This is a genomic window from Micromonospora sp. NPDC020750, assembly GCF_044334565.1.
Classification (GTDB): domain Bacteria; phylum Actinomycetota; class Actinomycetes; order Mycobacteriales; family Micromonosporaceae; genus Micromonospora.
The window spans coordinates 262,685-281,158 of record NZ_JBIRTH010000008.1 but is presented as its reverse complement, the minus strand read 5'-3'; the positions used below and the strand labels follow the sequence as shown (position 1 = coordinate 281,158).

General features: G+C 70.6%; 16 protein-coding genes. 11 read left to right on the top strand and 5 right to left on the bottom strand.

What is annotated here, in order from left to right; genetic code table 11:
- Nucleotides 1-56: 56 nt before the first annotated feature.
- Complete coding sequence (gene aceB / locus ACH4T9_RS24555; protein ID WP_396673692.1) at nt 57-1,661, top strand: malate synthase A; 1,605 nt, start codon at nt 57-59, stop codon at nt 1,659-1,661.
- Nucleotides 1,662-1,761: 100 nt separating this feature from the next.
- On the opposite strand, the gene ACH4T9_RS24550 is transcribed toward aceB, so the two are convergent.
- Nucleotides 1,762-2,559: an IclR family transcriptional regulator gene (locus ACH4T9_RS24550; protein ID WP_396673691.1), complete on the bottom strand. Its 798-nt coding sequence runs from the start codon at nt 2,557-2,559 to the stop codon at nt 1,762-1,764.
- A gap of 347 nt (nt 2,560-2,906) precedes the next feature.
- On the opposite strand from ACH4T9_RS24550, the gene ACH4T9_RS24545 reads away from it, so the two are divergent.
- Genes ACH4T9_RS24545 through ACH4T9_RS24515 form a run of 7 tightly spaced genes read left to right on the top strand, consistent with a single transcriptional unit; the run spans nt 2,907 to nt 12,624 of the window.
- Nucleotides 2,907-4,616, top strand: a complete 1,710-nt coding sequence (locus ACH4T9_RS24545; RefSeq protein ID WP_396673690.1) for an ABC transporter family substrate-binding protein — start codon at nt 2,907-2,909, stop codon at nt 4,614-4,616.
- Nucleotides 4,613-6,115, top strand: a complete 1,503-nt coding sequence (locus ACH4T9_RS24540; protein WP_396673689.1) for an ABC transporter substrate-binding protein — start codon at nt 4,613-4,615, stop codon at nt 6,113-6,115. Before ACH4T9_RS24545 ends, ACH4T9_RS24540 begins: the two co-directional genes overlap by 4 nt.
- A gap of 43 nt (nt 6,116-6,158) precedes the next feature.
- Nucleotides 6,159-7,649: an ABC transporter substrate-binding protein gene (locus ACH4T9_RS24535; protein WP_396673688.1), complete on the top strand. Its 1,491-nt coding sequence runs from the start codon at nt 6,159-6,161 to the stop codon at nt 7,647-7,649.
- 27 nt (nt 7,650-7,676) lie between these two features.
- Nucleotides 7,677-8,666, top strand: a complete 990-nt coding sequence (locus tag ACH4T9_RS24530; protein WP_396673687.1) for an ABC transporter permease — start codon at nt 7,677-7,679, stop codon at nt 8,664-8,666.
- A complete protein-coding gene (locus tag ACH4T9_RS24525) occupies nt 8,656-10,617 on the top strand; it encodes a dipeptide/oligopeptide/nickel ABC transporter permease/ATP-binding protein (RefSeq protein WP_396673686.1) in 1,962 nt (653 codons plus the stop codon). Before ACH4T9_RS24530 ends, ACH4T9_RS24525 begins: the two co-directional genes overlap by 11 nt.
- A 4-nt stretch (nt 10,618-10,621) precedes the next feature.
- A complete protein-coding gene (locus ACH4T9_RS24520; RefSeq protein ID WP_396673685.1) occupies nt 10,622-11,617 on the top strand; it encodes a succinylglutamate desuccinylase/aspartoacylase family protein in 996 nt (331 codons plus the stop codon).
- Entirely contained in the window at nt 11,614-12,624 is a 1,011-nt protein-coding gene (locus ACH4T9_RS24515; RefSeq protein WP_396673684.1) for an ABC transporter ATP-binding protein, read from the top strand. Before ACH4T9_RS24520 ends, ACH4T9_RS24515 begins: the two co-directional genes overlap by 4 nt.
- Before the next feature lie 42 nt (nt 12,625-12,666).
- On the opposite strand, the gene ACH4T9_RS24510 is transcribed toward ACH4T9_RS24515, so the two are convergent.
- Nucleotides 12,667-14,274 carry an ADP-ribosyltransferase domain-containing protein gene (locus ACH4T9_RS24510; protein WP_396673683.1) on the bottom strand — a complete coding sequence of 536 codons (1,608 nt, stop codon included), beginning with the start codon at nt 14,272-14,274 and terminating at the stop codon, nt 12,667-12,669.
- 204 nt (nt 14,275-14,478) lie between these two features.
- Here ACH4T9_RS24510 and ACH4T9_RS24505 point away from each other — a divergent pair, with 204 nt between their 5' ends.
- Nucleotides 14,479-15,156: a macro domain-containing protein gene (locus ACH4T9_RS24505; RefSeq protein WP_396673682.1), complete on the top strand. Its 678-nt coding sequence runs from the start codon at nt 14,479-14,481 to the stop codon at nt 15,154-15,156.
- Between the two features lie 24 nt (nt 15,157-15,180).
- Here ACH4T9_RS24505 and ACH4T9_RS24500 read toward each other — a convergent pair whose 3' ends face one another.
- Nucleotides 15,181-15,783, bottom strand: a complete 603-nt coding sequence (locus ACH4T9_RS24500) for a DNA-binding response regulator (RefSeq protein ID WP_396673681.1) — start codon at nt 15,781-15,783, stop codon at nt 15,181-15,183.
- Nucleotides 15,780-17,000, bottom strand: coding sequence for a sensor histidine kinase (locus ACH4T9_RS24495; RefSeq protein WP_396673680.1), 1,221 nt, complete (start codon nt 16,998-17,000; stop codon nt 15,780-15,782). Before ACH4T9_RS24495 ends, ACH4T9_RS24500 begins: the two co-directional genes overlap by 4 nt.
- A gap of 120 nt (nt 17,001-17,120) precedes the next feature.
- On the opposite strand from ACH4T9_RS24495, the gene ACH4T9_RS24490 reads away from it, so the two are divergent.
- Nucleotides 17,121-17,501 carry a hypothetical protein gene (locus ACH4T9_RS24490; RefSeq protein WP_396673679.1) on the top strand — a complete coding sequence of 127 codons (381 nt, stop codon included), beginning with the start codon at nt 17,121-17,123 and terminating at the stop codon, nt 17,499-17,501.
- Nucleotides 17,498-18,043 (top strand): hypothetical protein, encoded by a 546-nt coding sequence (locus ACH4T9_RS24485; protein WP_396673678.1) that lies wholly within the window; start codon nt 17,498-17,500, stop codon nt 18,041-18,043. The genes ACH4T9_RS24490 and ACH4T9_RS24485 overlap by 4 nt, the downstream gene beginning before the upstream one ends.
- Nucleotides 18,044-18,163: 120 nt before the next feature.
- On the opposite strand, the gene ACH4T9_RS24480 is transcribed toward ACH4T9_RS24485, so the two are convergent.
- A partial coding sequence (locus ACH4T9_RS24480) for a hypothetical protein (protein ID WP_396673677.1) occupies nt 18,164-18,474 on the bottom strand: 311 nt, incomplete at its 5' end.

Here is an 18,474-nt window from a genome sequence, read left to right as displayed (position 1 = left end):
TCGACTTCCGCGATGCGGAAACTTGTATTCACGATGTGAAAGGCAGGGGTTGGGGTATGGCCACAGATGCCTCGGTGACGATCGTTGGACCGGCCGTCGTGGGCGGTGCGGAGGTGCTCACCCCGGACGCGCTCGCCTTCGTCGCCGACCTGCACCGTCGGTTCGCCGCCGACCGAAACCGGATCCTCGCCGACCGGGTGCGCCGCCGCGCTGAGATCGCCAGTACCGGGCGTCTGGACTTCCTGCCGGACACGGCCGACGTCCGGGCGGCGGACTGGCGGGTCGCGCCGGCACCGGCCGACCTGCGCGACCGGCGGGTGGAGATCACCGGACCGACCGACCGGAAGATGACGATCAACGCGTTGAACTCCGGCGCGCGGGTGTGGCTCGCCGACTTCGAGGACGCCAGCGCGCCGACCTGGGCGAACGTCGTCGGCGGCCAGCTCAACCTGACCGACGCCATCGAACGTCGGATCGAGTTCACCAGCGCCGAGGGCAAGCAGTACCGGCTGACCGGCGACCCGCTGCCGGCGATCGTCGTCCGGCCGCGCGGCTGGCACCTCGACGAGCGGCACCTGCTCGTCGACGGCGCGGCAGCGGTCGGCGCGTTGGTCGATTTCGGGCTCTACTTCTTCCACAACGCCCGTCGGTTGATCGCGGCCGGGAGCGGACCGTACTTCTACCTGCCGAAGCTGGAGGGCCACCGGGAGGCCCGGCTGTGGAACGACGTCTTCCGGTACGCGCAGCAGGCGCTCGGCATTCCCACCGGCACGGTCCGTGCCACCGTGCTGATCGAGACCATCACCGCCGCGTTCGAGATGGACGAGATCCTCTACGAGCTGCGCGAGCACGCCTCCGGCCTGAACGCCGGACGATGGGACTACCTGTTCAGCATCATCAAGACCTTCCGCGATGCCGGCTCCGGATTCGTGCTGCCGGACCGTAACTCCGTGACGATGACGGCCCCGATGATGCGGTCGTACACCGATCTGCTCGTCGCGACCTGCCACCGGCGCGGCGCGGTGGCGATGGGTGGCATGGCGGCCTTCATCCCGAACCGCCACGAGCCGGAGACCACCAGGGCGGCGCTGGCCAAGGTGCGGGCGGACAAGGAGCGCGAGGCCGGCGACGGCTTCGACGGTTCCTGGGTGGCGCACCCGGGCCTGGTCGCGGTCTGCCGGGAGGTGTTCGACGCGGTCCTCGGGGACCGGCCGAACCAGGTCGGCCGTCAGCGGGAGGACGTGAAGGTCGCGGCCGATGACCTGCTCGACATCGCGGCCACACCCGGCACGGTGACCGAAGCGGGCCTGCGCAACAACATCGCGGTCGGGCTCCGCTACGTCGAGGCGTGGCTACGCGGTACCGGCGCGGTGGCCATCTTCAACCTCATGGAGGACGCCGCGACGGCGGAGATCTCCCGGTCCCAGGTCTGGCAGTGGGTGCGCACCGGGACGGTGCTGGACACCGACGCGGTGGTCACGGTGGACCTGGTCCGCGGCCTGATCGCCGAGGAGATCGCCGCGCTGAGGGTCGAACTGGGCGTGGAGCGGTTCGCCGCGAGCCGGTACGAAGTGGCGCGCGAGGTGTTCGAGGAGGTCGCGCTCGGCGCGAGCTACGTCGACTTCCTGACCCTGCCGGCGTACCGGTTGCTCGACGACTGAGGCGCCCGGCCGGTGAGCGTGGGCTTGCCGGCGGGTGTGGGCTGCCGGGCGGAATTCCCGGCTGCCCCGGCGCTGCCGGGCAGGTGATCAGGAGCCAACCCTAACGGTGTGACCGGGGGGCCGGCAGTCCGGTGTGGGCGGCGCGGGTCGCCGCGGCGATCACGGACGACGACTGCTGCAGCAACGGCACGGCCCGGGCGACCAGGCTGTCGTTGATCCGGGCGGTCGGCCCCGACACCGACAGGGCCAGGGTGCCGGGTGGACCGGGAACGGCCACCGCGACGCAACGCACCCCGACCTCCTGTTCGCCGTCGTCGGTGGCGAAGCCGTTCGCCCGCACGGCCCGCAGCTCCCGCAGCAGGTCGTCCAGGCTGGTGATGCTGGTCGGCGTGGTCGCGACGAACTCGGTGTTGGCGTACACGTCGGCGATGACCCGGTCGTCGAGTTGGGCGAGCATCGCCTTGCCGACGGCGGTCCGGTACGCCTCCACCCGCCGACCGACCTCAATGAACATCCGCATCTGGTGACGGGAGGCCACCTGGGCGAGGTAGACGATGTGGGTTCCCTCGAGCCGGGCCGCGTTGGCGGTCTCGCCGAGGGCCTCGACCAGCGTCGCCAGGTGCGGTCGGACCAATGGGGCGATCATGGTCAGGGCCTGGTCGCCGAGGTGGATGAGGGCGCTGCCCAGGGCGTACCGGCGGTCCGGCTCCTGCCGCAGCATGCCGGCGCTGATCAGCGTCCGAAGTAGCCGGTGGATGGTGGCGATCGGCAGGCCGGTGGAGGTCGCCAGCTCGGACAGCCCGCACGGCGCTCCGGTGTCGGCGATTACATTCATGATCTGCAATGCCCGTTTGACGGACTGGACGCCCCCGCCTCCGCTGTCGCCTTCGCGCTCCATGTCCCCTCGTTCCCGTGCCGCCGTGATCCGCGCTGATGCCTGCGCGGCGCACATCGTATGCCGTGCGGCGGGGTCGGCGCTGCAGCCACCCGTGCGCCGTTCGGCGCTGGTGACGGAGTGTCCGCCCGGCCCAATTCAGATCCTCCGAACGAACTCTTGACGTGCGCGATGCGGATACTACTATCCACCATGTGGAAAGAAGCCCCGGTCAACGAACGCCGCCTGGTTCTGGTGCGCATGCCGGGGCCGTGCCGGTTAGCCAGCCTGGCCTCCCGGTACCAGCGCATCACCGTCTGATGCCCGACCCCGCGCAGCACGACGAACGTCCACGTACCGGGAGGTCATCCGTGTCTCACCGCAACCCTCACCCCCGCCTCCGGGCGGCGACAGCCGGGCTCGCCCTGCTGCCCCTACTGCTCGCCGCCTGCAGCACCGGCGGGGGCGACGAGAACGTCGGCGACGGCATCAAGGCCGGGCAGGTCGATGCCAACCAGGCCAAGGTCAAGGACGGCGGGACGCTCGCCTACTCGATCGAGGTCGACGTCAAGAACTGGAACATCCTGCACGCCACCGGCGACGTCTTCGGCTACCGGCAGATCCTCAACCCGGTGCTCCCGCACGCGATGATCTCCCAGCCCGACTTCACGATGGCCAAGAACGACGCGCTGGTCACCGAGGTCAAGGTCGTCAAGGACTCGCCGCAGACCGTCGAGTACCGCATCCGGCCGGAAGCCGCCTGGTCGGACGGGACCCCGATCACCGCCGACGACTTCAAGTACACCTGGCAGGTCCAGGACCCGCAGCAGTGCTCCGCCTGCGAGCCGGCCACCCAGGCCGGGTACGACCAGGTGGCCTCGGTTACCGGCAGTGACAACGGCAAGACCGTCACCGTCGAGTTCAAGAACACCTACCAGCCGTGGCGGCTGATGTTCCCGCACCTGCTGCCGGCGCACATCGCCGCCCAGCACGGCGACCTGGCCACCTCGTTCAACGACTACTTCGCCAGCACGGTGCCGACCTGGTCGGGTGGGCCGTACCTGATCTCCGAGTACGTGCCGAACCAGTCGGTCACCATGAAGAAGAACCCCAAGTGGTACGGCGACGGCCCGCACCTCGACCAACTCGTCTTCCGGATCCTCACCGACGAGCGGCAAGCGGTCACCGCGATGGCCAACAACGAGATCCAGGTCGTCGTGCCCCGTCCCACCCTCGACCTCGTCGAGCAGCTCAAGGGCATCAGCAACGTCACCACGTCGCTGGCCTCCGGGTTGGTCTACGAGCACCTGGACATCAACACCGCCCACCCGGCGCTGGCTGACGTCGCCCTGCGCCGGGCGATCTTCACCGCGGTCGACCGGCAGGCCGTCATCGACAAGACCATCGGCCAGTTCGCGGCCGGCACCAAGCCGCTCGGCAACCGCAACTTCATGCCCGGCCAGACCCTCGAAGGCGCCGCCGCCTACACCGACACGGTGACCCCGGCGGGGCTCGGCGACGGAAACCTCGACGCGGCCAAGAAGATCCTCACCGATGCCGGCTACGTGCTCGGCGACGGCAAGCTCACCGACCCCAAGGGCAAGCCGGTACCGGCGCTGCGGATGCGCTACAGCAAGGGCAACCAGGTTCGGCTGGACACCTCGGTGCTCGTGCAGAACCAGCTCAAGCAGCTCGGCATCACACTCCAGCTCCAGGAGACCGACAGCCTCGGCACCACGGTCAACACCGGCGACTTCGACCTGATCGTCTTCGGCACCAACCTCGACGTCATCCCCACCGCCACCGCGCAGTCGGTGTTCGGTTCGAAGGGCACCCACACCGGCTACAAGGACCAGGAGATCGACGGCTGGCTCACCGCGGCGGCCCGCACCCTGGACCCGCAGCAGGTCGTCGACCTGCTGAACAAGGTGGACACCCGGATCAGCGAGCAGGCCGTGACCCTGCCGATCTACCAGACGCCGACCCTGGTCGCGTACCGCAGTGACCTCGGCAACGTGCGGGTCAACCCGACCCGCTTCGGCACCAGCTACAACAGCCAGGAATGGGGTGTCAAAGAGTGACGGGTGAACACCGGTCCGGTCGTGACTTCATCGTCGAGGTCCCGGCCCCGGCCGTGGAATTCAACGAGGTCTACCGCAACTTCGTCGGCTCGGCCGGCTACTTCGTGGCGAACAACATCTACAGCCGGCTCGTCGTGTTCGACACCGGATCCCCGGCGGCGTACCCGGACCTCGCCGAACACTGGGAGATGGCGCCCGACGCCCGTACGCTGCGGTTCCAGCTCAACCGGCACGCCCGTTGGCACGACGGTGAGCCGGTGACCGCCGAGGATGTCGCGTACACCCACCTGACCGCCCTGGCCAACGGCTACCACGCCGCGTCGTTCCTGCACGACGTGCAGGACATCGAGGTGCTCGGCCCGCACGAGCTGCGGTACGTGCTCCGTCAGCCCAACGCCGGGTTCCTCGCCCAACTGGGCAACCTGGTGTTCGCCCACATCCTGCCCAAGCACCTGTACGAGGGCACGGACTGGGCGACCAACCCGTACAACCAGCAGCCGGTCGGCTCCGGCCCGTTCCGGTTCGTCGAGCACGTACCCGGCGAGCGGGTGGTGCTGGAGGCGTGGGACGGCTACTGGGGCCCCCGCCCCCAGATCGACCGGGTCATCCTCGACATCGAGCCCGACCTCGACGAGGCCGTCCGCAAGGTCGCCGACGGGCGGGCCCACTACCTGGTCCAGGACGTGCTCACCTTCCCCCGGCTGCACCTGGCCGAGGGGAGCGAGGTCGCCTCGGTGTGGCGCAAACGCGGCCCCGGGATCGCCGTGCTCGGCTTCAACCACACCCAGGACCGGTGGCACGACCGACGGGCCCGCGCCGCCGTCGCGCACGCGGTCGACCGCCGCCGGCTGATCCCGCTGTCCGACCCTGGCTGGTCCGAGCCGTACCCTCACTACCTGCCGCGCAGCGTGGACTGGGCGTTCGCCGATGACGCGACCGCACCGGCCTTCGACCCGGCGGAGGCGGTCCGGCTGCTCGACGCGGCCGGGATCACGTCAGCCGGCGCCGACCGGCCGACGCTGCGGCTGGCGTACATGAGGAACTTCACCGGCCACGCCGGTATCGCCGCGGCGGTCGCCGAGGACCTGCGTGCCGTCGGACTGGACGTCGAGGTCGCCGGGCTCGACTCGCCGACCTGGGCCCGCCAGGTGGCCGGCGACGCCGAGTTCGACCTCACGATCAGCGGCGGCAACATGGTCCCCGACCCGGAGATCACCGCCAGCCGGTTCGAGACCGGCGGCGGACGCAACCACGCCCGGCTGTCCGACCCGGAGGCCGACGCCTGCTACGCGGCGGCCCGGGCCACCATCGACCCGGCCCGGCGCGGCGAGCACTACCGGGAGCTGCAACGGGTCTGGGCCCGCAACGTCGACTGGGTGCCGCTGTTCTGGTACGCGGCCTACTACCTGCGCAGCGACAGCTTCTTCGGCTGGCCGGACCAGGTCGGCTTCCGGGTGCCGTTCTGGCACTGGGGCCGGATCCGGCCCGTCGAGCGCTGACCCTTCCATCCACAGTTCCCACCCCAACCACCGAGGAGAGGTCTTGGACGAGTACATCGTCGTCGTACCCAACGGTACGACCGAGATCAACGAGTCGTACCGCAACTTCGTCGGGGGCGCCGGCTACTTCGTCGCCAACAACATCTTCAGCCGCCTCGTCGTCACCGAGGTCGGCGGCGCCGCGTCCTACCCGGACCTGGCGGAGCACTGGGAGTGCCTGGACGGCGCCCGGCGCTGGCGGTTCACCCTCAACCGGCACGCCCGCTGGCACGACGGCCAGCCGGTCACCGCCCACGACGTCGCCTACACCCACCTGACCGCCCTGGCGAACGGGTACCACGCCGCGTCGTTCCTGCACGGCATCGCCGACATCAAGGTGCTCGACGACCACCGGGTCGAGTACCACCTGGAGGAGCCCAACGCCGCGTTCCTCACCCAACTCGGCAACTTCGCCGCCACCCACATCCTGCCCAAGCACCTGTACGAGGGCACCGACTGGGCGACCAACCCGCACAACCAGCAGCCGGTCGGCTCCGGCCCGTTCCGGTTCGTCGAGATGGTGCCCAACGGGCGGATCGTGCTGGAAGCCTGGGACGGGTACTGGGGGCCGCCGGCCGGCGTGGACCGGGTGACCATCGTCGTCGAACCGGACCTGGACGAGTGCGTCCGCATGATCGCCGACGGCAGGGCACACTTCGCTCCGCAGGACGTGCTCACCATGAAGCGGCTGCCGCTGGCCGAGGGCTCGGAGCACGCCAGCGTGTACCGCGAGCGTGGTCCCGGCGTCGCGTTGCTGAGCTTCAACTACCGGCAGGAGCGGTGGGCCGACCGCCGACTGCGGTTGGCGCTCGCGCATGCCGTGGACCGCAGCCGCCTCGAACGCTTCGCCGAGCCCGGCTGGTCGGAGCCGTGGGCCAACTTCTTCCCCGGCAACAGCTTCGCCGTGGCCCGCGACGTCACGGCGGTCGGCCATGACGCGGCGACGGCCGAGAAGCTGCTCGACGAGGCCGGGTACCCGCGCGGCGCGGACGGTCGTCGGCTGTCGGTGCGGATGTACTACATGGCGACCTTCGACGGCCACGGCGGGCTGGCGCGCAGCGTCACCGAGGATCTCGCGGCGATCGGCGTGCACGTCGAATACGCCGGGCTGGACTCGGAGACGTGGTCGCGGCAGATCGGCCGGGAGGGCGACTTCGACCTGACCATCAGCGGCGGGAACATGATGCCCGACCCGGACATCACCGCCAGTCGGCTGGAGGGCGGCGGGCAGCGCAACCACCTCGCGCTGGCAAATCCCGACGCCGACGCCTGCTACGTCGCCGGCCGGTCGACCACCGACCGGGCCGAGCGGATCGCGCACTACCGACAGCTCCAGGAGGTGTGGGCCCGCGACGCGAGCGTGGTGCCGCTGTTCTGGTACTGCATCTACCTGATGCGCAGCGACCAGTTCTTCGGCTGGGCCGACCAGGTCGACTTCCGGATCCCGTTCTGGCACTGGGGACGTCTCCGGAAGATCACCGGCGGCGAAGGCTAGCCGGCAGCGGGCGCGGGAAGGTTCCTCATGGAGATCGTGGGCTTCGCCCTGCGGCGGCTGCTCGTCGCCATTCCGGTGCTGTTCGTGTCGACGTTCCTGATATTCCTGGCCGTGGCCAAGTCCGGTGATCCGCTGGCCGAACTCCGGGAGCGACAACCACCGGTGCCGCCGCACACGATCGCCGCCGAGGAGGCACGGCTCGGGCTGGACCAGCCCGTGCTGCAGCGGTACTGGGACTGGCTGACCGGGGTCGTCCAGGGCGACTTCGGTCCGTCGGTCGACCGCAACGCCGACATCGGCATGGAGATCGCCTCGCGCCTGGGCATCACGATGCGGTTCGTCCTTCTCGCGATGCTGATCGCGGCCGTGCTGGCGATCCTGGTCGGGGTCGTCAGCGCGGTCCGCCAGTACTCCTGGCTCGACTACCTGTTCACCTCGACCGGCTTCCTGTTCCTGGCGATGCCGTCGTTCTGGCTGGCCGTGCTGCTCAAGCAGGGCGGCATCGAACTGAACACCCTCGCCGGCAGCACACTGATCTACACCGTCGGCGACAGCTCGGTGATCCCGCCACCCACCCTGGGCGGCCGGATCGCCGACCTCGCCGGCCACCTGGTGCTGCCGACCATCACGCTCGTGCTGATCAACTTCGCCGCGTGGAGCCGGTTCCAGCGTTCGTCGATGCTGGACGTGCTCGGCAGCGACTACGTCAAGCTGGCCACCGCCAAGGGCCTACGACGGCGCACGGTGCTGCGCAAGTACGCCCTGCGCACGGCGCTCACCCCACTGGTGACGGTCATCGCGCTGGACTTCACCGCCGTCTTCGCCGGGGCGGTGGTCACCGAGACCGTCTTCCAGTGGCGGGGCATGGGCGACTACCTGCTGGAGTCCATCAACGGGCGGGACGTCAACGCCGTGATGGCGTGGCTGCTCGTCGCGGCGGTCGCGGTGGTCCTGTTCAACCTGCTCGCCGACATCCTGTACGCCGCTCTCGATCCGAGGATCCGTCGTGTCCGTTGAACCGCCACCGGTGCCCGTACCCGCCGCCGTGCCCGGTCCGTGGCGCGGTGTCCTCGCCCGGTTCCGCCGGCACCGGCTCGCCGTGGCCGCGCTGGTGGCCCTCGTGTCCGTCGCGTTGTTCGCGTTCGTCGGCCCGCTGCTGTGGCGCTACGGCCACGACGACATCACGCCCGACAACTCGCAGCCGCCGTCGGCGACCCACCCGCTGGGCACCGACTCGCTCGGCCACGACCTGCTCGCCCAGGTGATGCGCGGTACCCAGCAGTCACTGCTGATCGCGCTCACCGTGGCGTTCGGCGCGGCGGTGGTCGGCACCGTGGTCGGCATCGTCGCCGGCTACTACCGCGGACGCACCGACGCACTGCTGATGCGGCTGGTGGACCTGTTCCTCACCGTGCCGACGATCGCGGTCGCCGCCGTACTCGGGCACAACTTCGCCGGCAGCGGCGGCGGGTGGGTGCTCATCGCGGTCGTACTCGCCTCGCTGATGTGGACCAGCGTCGCCCGGGTGGTCCGTGGCGTCGTACTCGGCCTGCGGGAACGTGAGTTCATCTCCGCGGCCCGGGCGTTGGGATCGTCCGATCTCCGGATCATGGTGCGGCACATCCTGCCCAACGTGGCCGCCCCGATCATCGTGTCGGTGACCATCCTGGTCGCCACCGCGATCCTCGCCGAGACCGCGCTGTCGTTCATCGGCTTCGGTGTCCAGCCGCCGGACACCTCCCTCGGCCTGCTGGTGGCCAACGCCCAGTCCGCGGTCGCCACCCGGCCCTGGCTGTTCTACTTCCCGGGCCTGGTCATCCTGCTCATCGCCCTGTCCATCAACTTCGTCGGAGACGGGCTGCGCGACGCCCTCGACCCGACCCAGACCAAGGGCCCGCGCCGTCGCCGGTACCTGGCCCGGCCGGCGGCCCGCACCGATGCGGTACCCGACGACGTGCTGCTGTCGGTCCGCGACCTGCGGGTGGTGTTCGCCGCCGACAGCGGCGACGTGTCCGCCGTCCGCCACCTCGACCTGGACCTGCGCCGTGGCGAAGTCGTCGGCCTGGTCGGAGAGTCCGGCTCGGGCAAGTCCGTCAGCGCCGCGGCGCTGATGGGGCTGCTGCCGCCCACCGCCACCGTCAGCGGCTCGATCCACTTCGCCGGCCAGGAACTCGTCGGGCTGGCCGAGCCGCAGTTCCGGCGCCTGCGGGGCAGCCGGATCGCCATGGTGTTCCAGGACCCGATGTCCTCGCTGAGCCCGGTGCACACCATCGGCGACCAGGTCGCCGAGGCTGTCCGGGTGCACCAGGGCTGCTCCCGGGCCGCCGCCCGGGCCCGCGCCGTGGAACTGCTGGACACCGTCGGAATCCCGGACGCCCGCAACCGGCTCGGCGACTACCCGCACCAGTTCTCCGGCGGCATGCGCCAACGGGTGGTGATCGCGATGGCCATCGCCAACGACCCGGATCTCATCATCGCCGACGAGCCCACCACCGCACTGGACGTCACCGTGCAGGCCCAGGTGCTCGCCGCGCTGCGGGCCGTCCGGGAGCGCACCGGTGCGGCGATTCTGATGATCACCCACGACCTCGGGATCGTGGCCGAGACCGCCGACCGGATCGCGGTGATGTACGCCGGCCGGCTCGTCGAGGTCGGCACCGCCGCCGACGTGTTCGACAACCCCTCGATGCCCTACACCCGGGGCCTGCTGGACTCCGTACCCCGCCTCGACCGGCCTGCCGACGAGGAGCTGTGGGCGATCCCCGGTTCACCGCCGAGCATGACCGCGCTGCCGGCGGGGTGCGCGTTCGCCCCGCGCTGCGGGATCCGCACGCCCGACTGCTCGGACGCCGTGCCGAACCTCGTACCGGTGGCGGCCGGCCACCTGGCGGCGTGCCTGCGCGTGACCCCACCCGGCGATGCCCTGACGGGGACCGCCACCACCTCGTCGATCCCCGAAAGGCCGTGACGACATGACCTCCCGCGCACCGCTGCGAACCCGTGCCGGGGAACGCGAGATCCTCCGGTTCCCCGTACTGACCGATCTGGACGGCTCGGAACTGGCCATCCACGCCCACGTGGTGACGGGCACCGCCGACGGGCCGACGCTCACCCTGCTGTCCGGGGTGCACGGCAACGAGTGGTTCTCGCACGCGGTGCTGCGCGCGGTGCTGGCCGGCACCGACCCGGCCACGCTGCGTGGAACCCTGGTGGTCGTGCCGGCCGCCAACCCGTACGCCCTGCGGACCGTCACCCGCTACTCCAACGACATCCAGCAGGTCGGCTTCGTCAACATGAACAAGGCGATCCTGCGCGACACCGAGTCGATCACCGGACGGACCGGCCAGGTGCTCGTCGAGCAGATCATCGAGCGCTCCACCCACCTGCTGGACTTCCACCCCGGCCCGTGGGGCACCACCTGGGGCGTCGTGCTCTACGACGCGACCGGCCCGCTGTCGGCCGCCAGCCGGGAGATGGCCGTCGCCTTCGGCATGCCCTACATCCAGGGTGAGGACGCCGCGGTCGCGTTCCCGAACTCGGTGTTCGACGCGGCCAGCGCCGCCGGGGTGTCCGCCGCCGGCGTCGAGGTCGGCGGCCTCGGCTTCGGCTCCCGCAGCGAGGACGCCTGGATCGCCCGGAACGTCGACGGCGTCCGCCGGGTGATGGTCCACCTGGGCATGCTCGACGAGCCGGCACCGCCCCGGACGGTCACCGACGTCGAGGTCGCCTGGGACCTGCGGCCCGGGCACGGCGGCATGCTGGTACCCGAGATCACCGAGGACCGACTGCTGACCGCCACCACCGAGGGAGAACTGCTCGGCCGGTTGCTCTCCCCGGTCGACCTCACCGTTCTTGAGGAGTACCGGTCACCCGGCGACGGGATCCTGCTGTCGGTTCCGCGCAGCAATCCGGTACACCCGTACAACTTCGGTTTCGTCATCGGCCGGCTCTGCGGGAGCGCGGCATGACCCGCGACCTGCTGCTCGATGTCGACGGTCTGACCAGGCACTTCCCGGTCCGGCGAGGAAGCCTGATCAAACGGTCGGCGGGGGTGGTCAAGGCCGTCGACGGCGTCTCGTTCCAGCTTCGGGCCGGCGAGACGCTGGGCATCGTCGGTGAGTCCGGCTGCGGCAAGTCGACCCTCGCCAAGCTGCTGACCCGGCTCGAACAGCCGACCGGTGGGCAGGTCCGCTACCGGGGAACCGACATCGCCGGGCTGCGCGGCAGGGAGTTGCGCGACCTGCGACGGCGTATCCAGGTCGTCTTCCAGGACCCGTACTCGTCGCTCGACCCGAGGATGACGATCGGCCAGATCATCGCCGAGCCGTTCGCCGTGCACGGCGAGCTGGGCGCCGCCGACAAGCGCCGGCAGCGGGTCCAGGAACTGCTGGAGACCGTCGGACTCGACCCGGAGCACGTCAACCGCTACCCGCACCAGTTCTCCGGCGGGCAGCGGCAGCGGATCGGCATCGCTCGCGCCCTGGCGTTGCAGCCCGAGGTGGTGGTCTGTGACGAGCCGGTGTCGGCGCTCGACGTGTCGGTACAGGCGCAGGTGATCAACCTGCTCCGGCGGCTGCAACGGGACCTCGGCCTGGCGTACGTTTTCATCGCCCACGACCTGTCCGTCGTGCGGCACATCTCGCACCGGGTCGCCGTCATGTACCTCGGCAAGGTGGTGGAGACCGGCACCGTGGCGGAGATCTTCGACCGCCCGGCTCACCCGTACACCAAGGCGTTGCTGTCCGCCGCGCCGGTACCGGACCCGCACCACGAGCGTGAGCAGATCCTTCTCCGAGGCGATCCACCCAGTCCGGTGAACCCGCCCAGCGGCTGCCGGTTCCGGACCCGCTGTTGGCAGGCCATCGACGCCTGCGCCGAGGAGCAACCCGCCCTGGTCCCGCGAGGCGGCGGGCATCCCGTGGCGTGCATCAACGAGGTTCCCCCGACGGCGCGGCGCCTTCCGGTCATCGCATGACGCCTCCGGTGCCGGCGTTGTCCCGGCACCGGCCTCGACTGCTCACGCCACCAGGTGCTGCTCGGCCAGTTCGGCCAGCCGCACGGTGCACAGGCCGTTGCGTTCGGCCCGCACGTCGGTCACCTCGAGCTGCGTGCCGGGGGCGAGGATGAACTCCTCCTCGCCGGTGAACGCGGAGAACCTGCGGATGCCCACCGCCCGCACGGGAAGCACCTCGAAGAGCGTCCGCTTGCCGCGGCTGCCGAGGAACGCCTGGGCCACGCTGAGCTTCGACGTGCACGAGGACACGCCCCACCACGTCACGGTCTGGCCGAGCGGGTACTGCGCCCGCAGGTCCAGCGACACCCCGCGCCACAGCGGCTCCGTGCGGGCCGGAAGCCGCGACACGGCCGAGAACAACAGTCGCAGGTACGGCAGGTACGGGAGGATCTTACTGCGGTCCGGGTTGCGCAGGGTGGCGTTGATCTGTCGGTAGAACGCCGACTCGCAGGTGTACAGGTAGAGGGCGGCGACCTCGTCGACGGACAGGCCGTGGGCCCCGCCGTTCACCTGCGTCTCGCCGAACTGGCGCGACTGCTCCACGTGCCGGTCGAGCCCCGACAGCAGCTTCGCCACCGGCTCGGCGGCCTCGCGGAAGTCCATGAGGGGGGTGTCGAACACGCCGGTGATCGCGGGAAGTACGAGCCCCTCGTCCTTGACGCTGGCGAGCCGCTCGAGGTAGAGCTTGTGCAGCTCCATCGTGGAGGCGATGAACGCCCCCATCCGGTCGGCCATGTCCGCGTCCGTGCCGCCGGCCTGCCCGGTCAGCTTGCTCCACCCCTTGCTGGGCAGCCAGTCGATCTCCTCGGCCCCCAGCGTCCTGAGGGCCGCGTTCACGTCCGCGAAGTGGTTCCCGTCGCAGAAGATGTCACCCTGTGCCGCGGGGTTGGGGTGGTCGATGTGCCGGACCTCCACCTCGGGGTACTTCTTCTCGAGCTGGAGCACGACCTTCTTCAGGTTGCGGGCGTGCGCCCCCCACCACGCGAACACCACGCCCCGGTCCTCTTCGTCGGCGTGCTGCTTCGCCCTCAGGATCTCCTCGACGAGCCTCTCGACGACCGGTTGCCAGAACGCGGTGTGCTGGGCGGTGGACATCGCGCCGTCGCTGCTCGCGGTGAGTGCCGCGTTCAGGAGCAACACGCCCTGCGTGAGCATCGCCTGGAACCACTCCGGCGGCTGCACGGTGTCGTGTTCCTTCAGCAGCGCGCGGATGTCCCCGATCGGCGTCTTCTTGGGGATGCCGTGCTTCCACATCGCTGCGGCCTTGATGATGCAGCGGATGGTGACGACCCTGCCGAACTGGCTGTCGGCCCAGTCGTGGAAGGTGTTGTCGAACATGGCGATGCCGGTGGCGCTCTCGGGCCGCGGGTACGGGTTCTGGCCGAAGACGACGACCTTCCACTTGTGCGGTGGGTTGGGCTTGAGCGCCTGGAAGGTCAGTTCCCGGACGGGTACGACCTTCGGGGCGCGGCCCGGGCCGATGAACGTGGCTGCGGCCGGCTGCGCCTCGATGACCGGTTTCAGGAGCGGCAACCACGGCTCGCCGCCGCCCTTGAAGAGCTCGGCGAGGGCCAGCGAATCGGTCGGGTCGGGGGCGTCGGCGTCGCTCATCGTGGGCTCCTGAGGTGGCGACCCGTGGCGGTGACGGCACGGGTGATCAAGGTGCGGGAGGATTGTGCCGCGCGAGTGCGACAGATGCGTTTTCGGGAAGCGGGACAGCCCACCCGTCGGCGTTCCACCCGGCACTTCGTGCGTCGCCCGGCGCGGTATCTTGATCTACGTCGGACACCGCACTTCCCGCCATCGGAGCGAGCCATGACTGCCGATCTTGAAAAGCCGCTGCTCAAGGTGGTGCTGAAGGACGTCAACGCCAAGGTGGTGCAGGCGTGGCGGGCGGCGTTCGCCGACACCCCCGAGGTCGAGATCCACAAGGGGTCGATCACCAACGAGCACGCCGACGCCTGGGTCAGCCCGACCAACTCGGCCGGCCGGATGGACGGCGGGGTCGACGCGGTCATCAAGCGGCACCTCGGGGCGGGGATCCAGCTACGCGTCCAGCGCGCGATCCGCGATCAGTTCGGCGGGTCGCTGCCGGTGGGAAGTGCCGTGTGTGTGCCGTCCGGGGCGACCAACCCGAAGTTCCTGATCTCGACGCCGACGATGGAGCAGTCGGTGGAGAACGTGAGCGAGACGTTGAACGTGGCGCTGGCGTGCGCCGCCGCGTTCCAGGCGATCCACATGCAGAACGAGAAGGAGCCGGGCAGCATCAAGTCGGTGGTGCTGGTCGGCATGGGCGCGGCCACGGGCCGGGTGGTGCCGCGGGTGTGCGCCAATCTGATGTGGACCGGCTACACCCTGTTCAACGACTACCGCTTCCGGGACTACGACGACCTGCGGAGGACCATCTGTACGCAGCTCGACGGCATCGAGAGCCGTCCCGAGGAGGAGCGGGTACGGGTGACGCCCCCCACGGCACCCGGCTCTCACCGATGACGTCGTGAACGCCGACCCACCCGGCTAGATCCAGCCCTCCTCCCACGCGCGATGCGCGGCCGCGTGACGCGAGCTGACGCCGAGCTTGGTCATGGCCGCGGACAGGTAGTTGCGGACGGTGCCCGGGGCGAGGTGAACGTGCGCGGCGATCTCGTTGACCGAGGCGCCGGCCCGGGACGCGCGCAGCATCTCCAGTTCGCGTTCGGTCAGCGGACAGGCGTCCTCGGTGAGGGCGGACGCGGCGATCTCCGGGTCGACGTACCGCCGGCCGGCCGCGACGTCGCGGACGATCTCCGCGAGCCGGGTGGCCGCCGTGCTCTTCGGCACGAAGCCGCTCACCCCGGCGGACAACGCCCGGCGCAGCACGGCCGGCCGGGCGTGCCGGGTGACCAGCACGATCCGGGTGGGCAGCACGGCCCGGATCTCCTCGGCGGCGCGCAGCCCGTCGGTCGGCGGCATCTCCAAATCCAGTACGGCGATGTCGGGCCGATGTTCCAGAGCCAGGCGCGTGGCGTCGGTGGAGGTCGACGCCTCGGCCACGACCGTGATGTCGGCCTCCAACCCGAGCAGCGCCGCGAGGGCGCCGCGGAGCATCTCCTCGTCGTCGGCGAGCAGCAGGCGGATCATGCCGCACCCACCGGCAGCCTCGCCGCGACGACGAAACGGTCCCCGTCGTGCCGCCAGGTCAGGTCGCCGCCGGCCGCGGTCAGCCGCCCGGCGAGCGTGGCCAACCCGGTGCCGGCCGCCGCGCCGGGCACCTCGACCGCGCCGTCGTTGCTCACCCGCAGGTGGGCCCGGCCGCCGTCGACCCGGTACTCGACGTCGGCCCGCGCGGCGCGGCTGTGGCGCAGCACATTGGTCGTGGCCTCGCGCATCACCAGCCCGAGCAGGTGTCGGTTGGACGCGGACAGGCTCTCGGCGGCCGGCCGCAGCTCCATCCGCGCGTCGATGTCGGCGGCGGTCAGCACCCGGGTCGCGTTGGAGATCTCTTCTTCCAACGTGGTGCGGCGGTAGCCCTGCACCAGGGCGCGGGTCTCCCGCAGCGCGTCGGTGGACAGCCGCCGCACCTCCCTCATCTCGGCGGCGGCCCGGTCCGGGTCGACCTCGGCCAGCCGCGCCGCCAACTCGCTCTTCACCGCGATCACCTGAAGGTGGTGGCCCTGGATGTCGTGCAGGTCGGCGGCGAACCGCAGCCGTTCGTCCTTGACCGCCAGCTCCGCGGCGAGCCGCCGGGCCTGGTGCAACCGGCCCGCGACGTCCCACGCCCACAGCGGACCCAGTGTCGTCCAGGCGGTGAAGGCCGTCAGACCCAGCGGGAACGCCGCCGCGTAGAGCAGGTCACCCTCGCCGGAGCGCAGGCAGACGAGCGTGCCGGGCACCGGGGTGACCGCCAGCGCGCCCGTGACGAGCGCCCGCCGGCCCCGCGCCGACAGGAACGCCGCGCCGATCGCCACCATCATCGCCGGGGCCACCGCCCACAGCCCGTACTCCCGCAGGGCGAGCTGAATCGCGCCCAGCACCGCGGCGCCTGCGCCCCCGGCGATCAGCCATCCGGCGGGCCGGCCCCGCACCACGTCACCGGGCACCGGGATCAGCCGCCGGTTGAGCAGCACCACGCTCGCGACGACGGTGACGGCGAGCGCGGCGCCGCCGACGCTTCGGGCCCAGGCCGGCACGCCGCCGCCCAGCAGCCAGTCGCCGGTGAAGAAGACCAGCATGCTCACCACGGCCCCGGTCAGCGTCCACCAGGTGTACCGGCGAAAGCCCGTGAGCCCCGTCCCGTGCTCGATCGGCTCGTCCACCACGCCGCCATTGTCGCAGTTGACCGGCATGACAGGTGTCATGAGATCTCGTGACGGACCCACGCCCCCACGTGCGGGTTCGGCACTACTGGCGGTCCGTCGCCTCGCCCAGTGTGGACGGTGCAAGTTGACCCCTTGTCCATACCCGGAGGGAGCAGTCAGATGAGGCGCCACTTCGTTCGGCACTACCTGGAGATGGTCGCCGCGATGGTGGTCGGCATGCTGGTCCTCGGCGCGGCCCGCGCCGGGGTCCTCGCCCTCGCCGGCGTCGACCACTCGGCGGCACGGCACCCCGAGATCGCCGCGTTGGCCATGGCCTTCGACATGTCGGTCGGGATGGTCGTCTGGATGCGGTACCGCCGCCACGGCTGGGCGGGCACGTTGGAGATGGTCGGCGCGATGTTCGCACCGGCGATCGTTCTCGCGCCACTGAGTTGGCTGAGCGTCATCTCGGGCGACCAACTGATGATCGCCACCCACGTCGTGATGCTGCCACTCATGCTCGTCGTCATGCTCTGCCGCCGCGAGGAGTACGCGCGATGACCCGCACGATCCGCACCCTGGGCCGGCGCTGGCCCACCCTGCTGGCCCTCGCGTCGGCCGCGCTGAGCCTCGGCGGCGGCGACCGCGCCGGCAAGGTGGCCGGGCTCGGCGAAGTTCTCCTGATCCTGCCCCTGCTCTACCTGGTCGTCGCCAGGGCGGGAAGGCGGGGCCTCTCCTGGCCGGTGCTGGCCGTCTGCGTCCTGCTCATCACGGGCCTGCGGCTGGCGGAGATCCCAGCGACCGCCGTCATCGTCCTGGTCGCTCTGGGCGCGCTGATCTGGAGCGCAATCGGCGGTCACGCGCTGCGGCCCGGCATGATCCGGATCCAGGCGCTGGGCATGCTCGCCTTCGGCGCGCTCGCCCTCCTCGGGCTGGCCGTGGACCCCGACCTGGGCCGCTACCTGGTGGCGGCCGGCTGGCTCTTCCACGGCATCTGGGACTTCGTCCACCTCAAGCTCGACAAGGTCGTGGCCCGCTCGTACGCCGAGTGGTGCGGCGTGTTCGACATCCTGATCGCGGTCCAACTGGTCGTCCTGGGGTAATCGATCTCAGGGTGCCCGCGTCTCGGGGGAGTCCCAGCAGCCCGAGGTGGGCAACCCGATGCCGAGCGGGCGGGGAGAGCGAACCCTCGCCCTCCCCGCCCGCTCGCCGTGGTGTGCCCGTCAGGTGGTGATGGCGATCCCGCTGACCTGCCCGCCGCCGCTCATGGTCAACCACGAGGCGTAGGCGCCCTGCTTGGCGAAGAAGTTGCCGCCGCCGACGAACGCGAACCAGTCCTGACCGCTGACCGCGATGTCGCTGACCTGCCCGCCCCCGGCGATGGTGAGCCATTCGGCGTAGATGCCGTTCTTGGCGTAGTAGTTACCGCTCTGTTGCCAGCCGATCCAGTTGCCGCTGAGTGCGACTTTGGTGGCTCCGCCGCTGTTGACGGCCTGCCACGACGAGTATGCGCCGTCCTTGGCGTACAGGACGC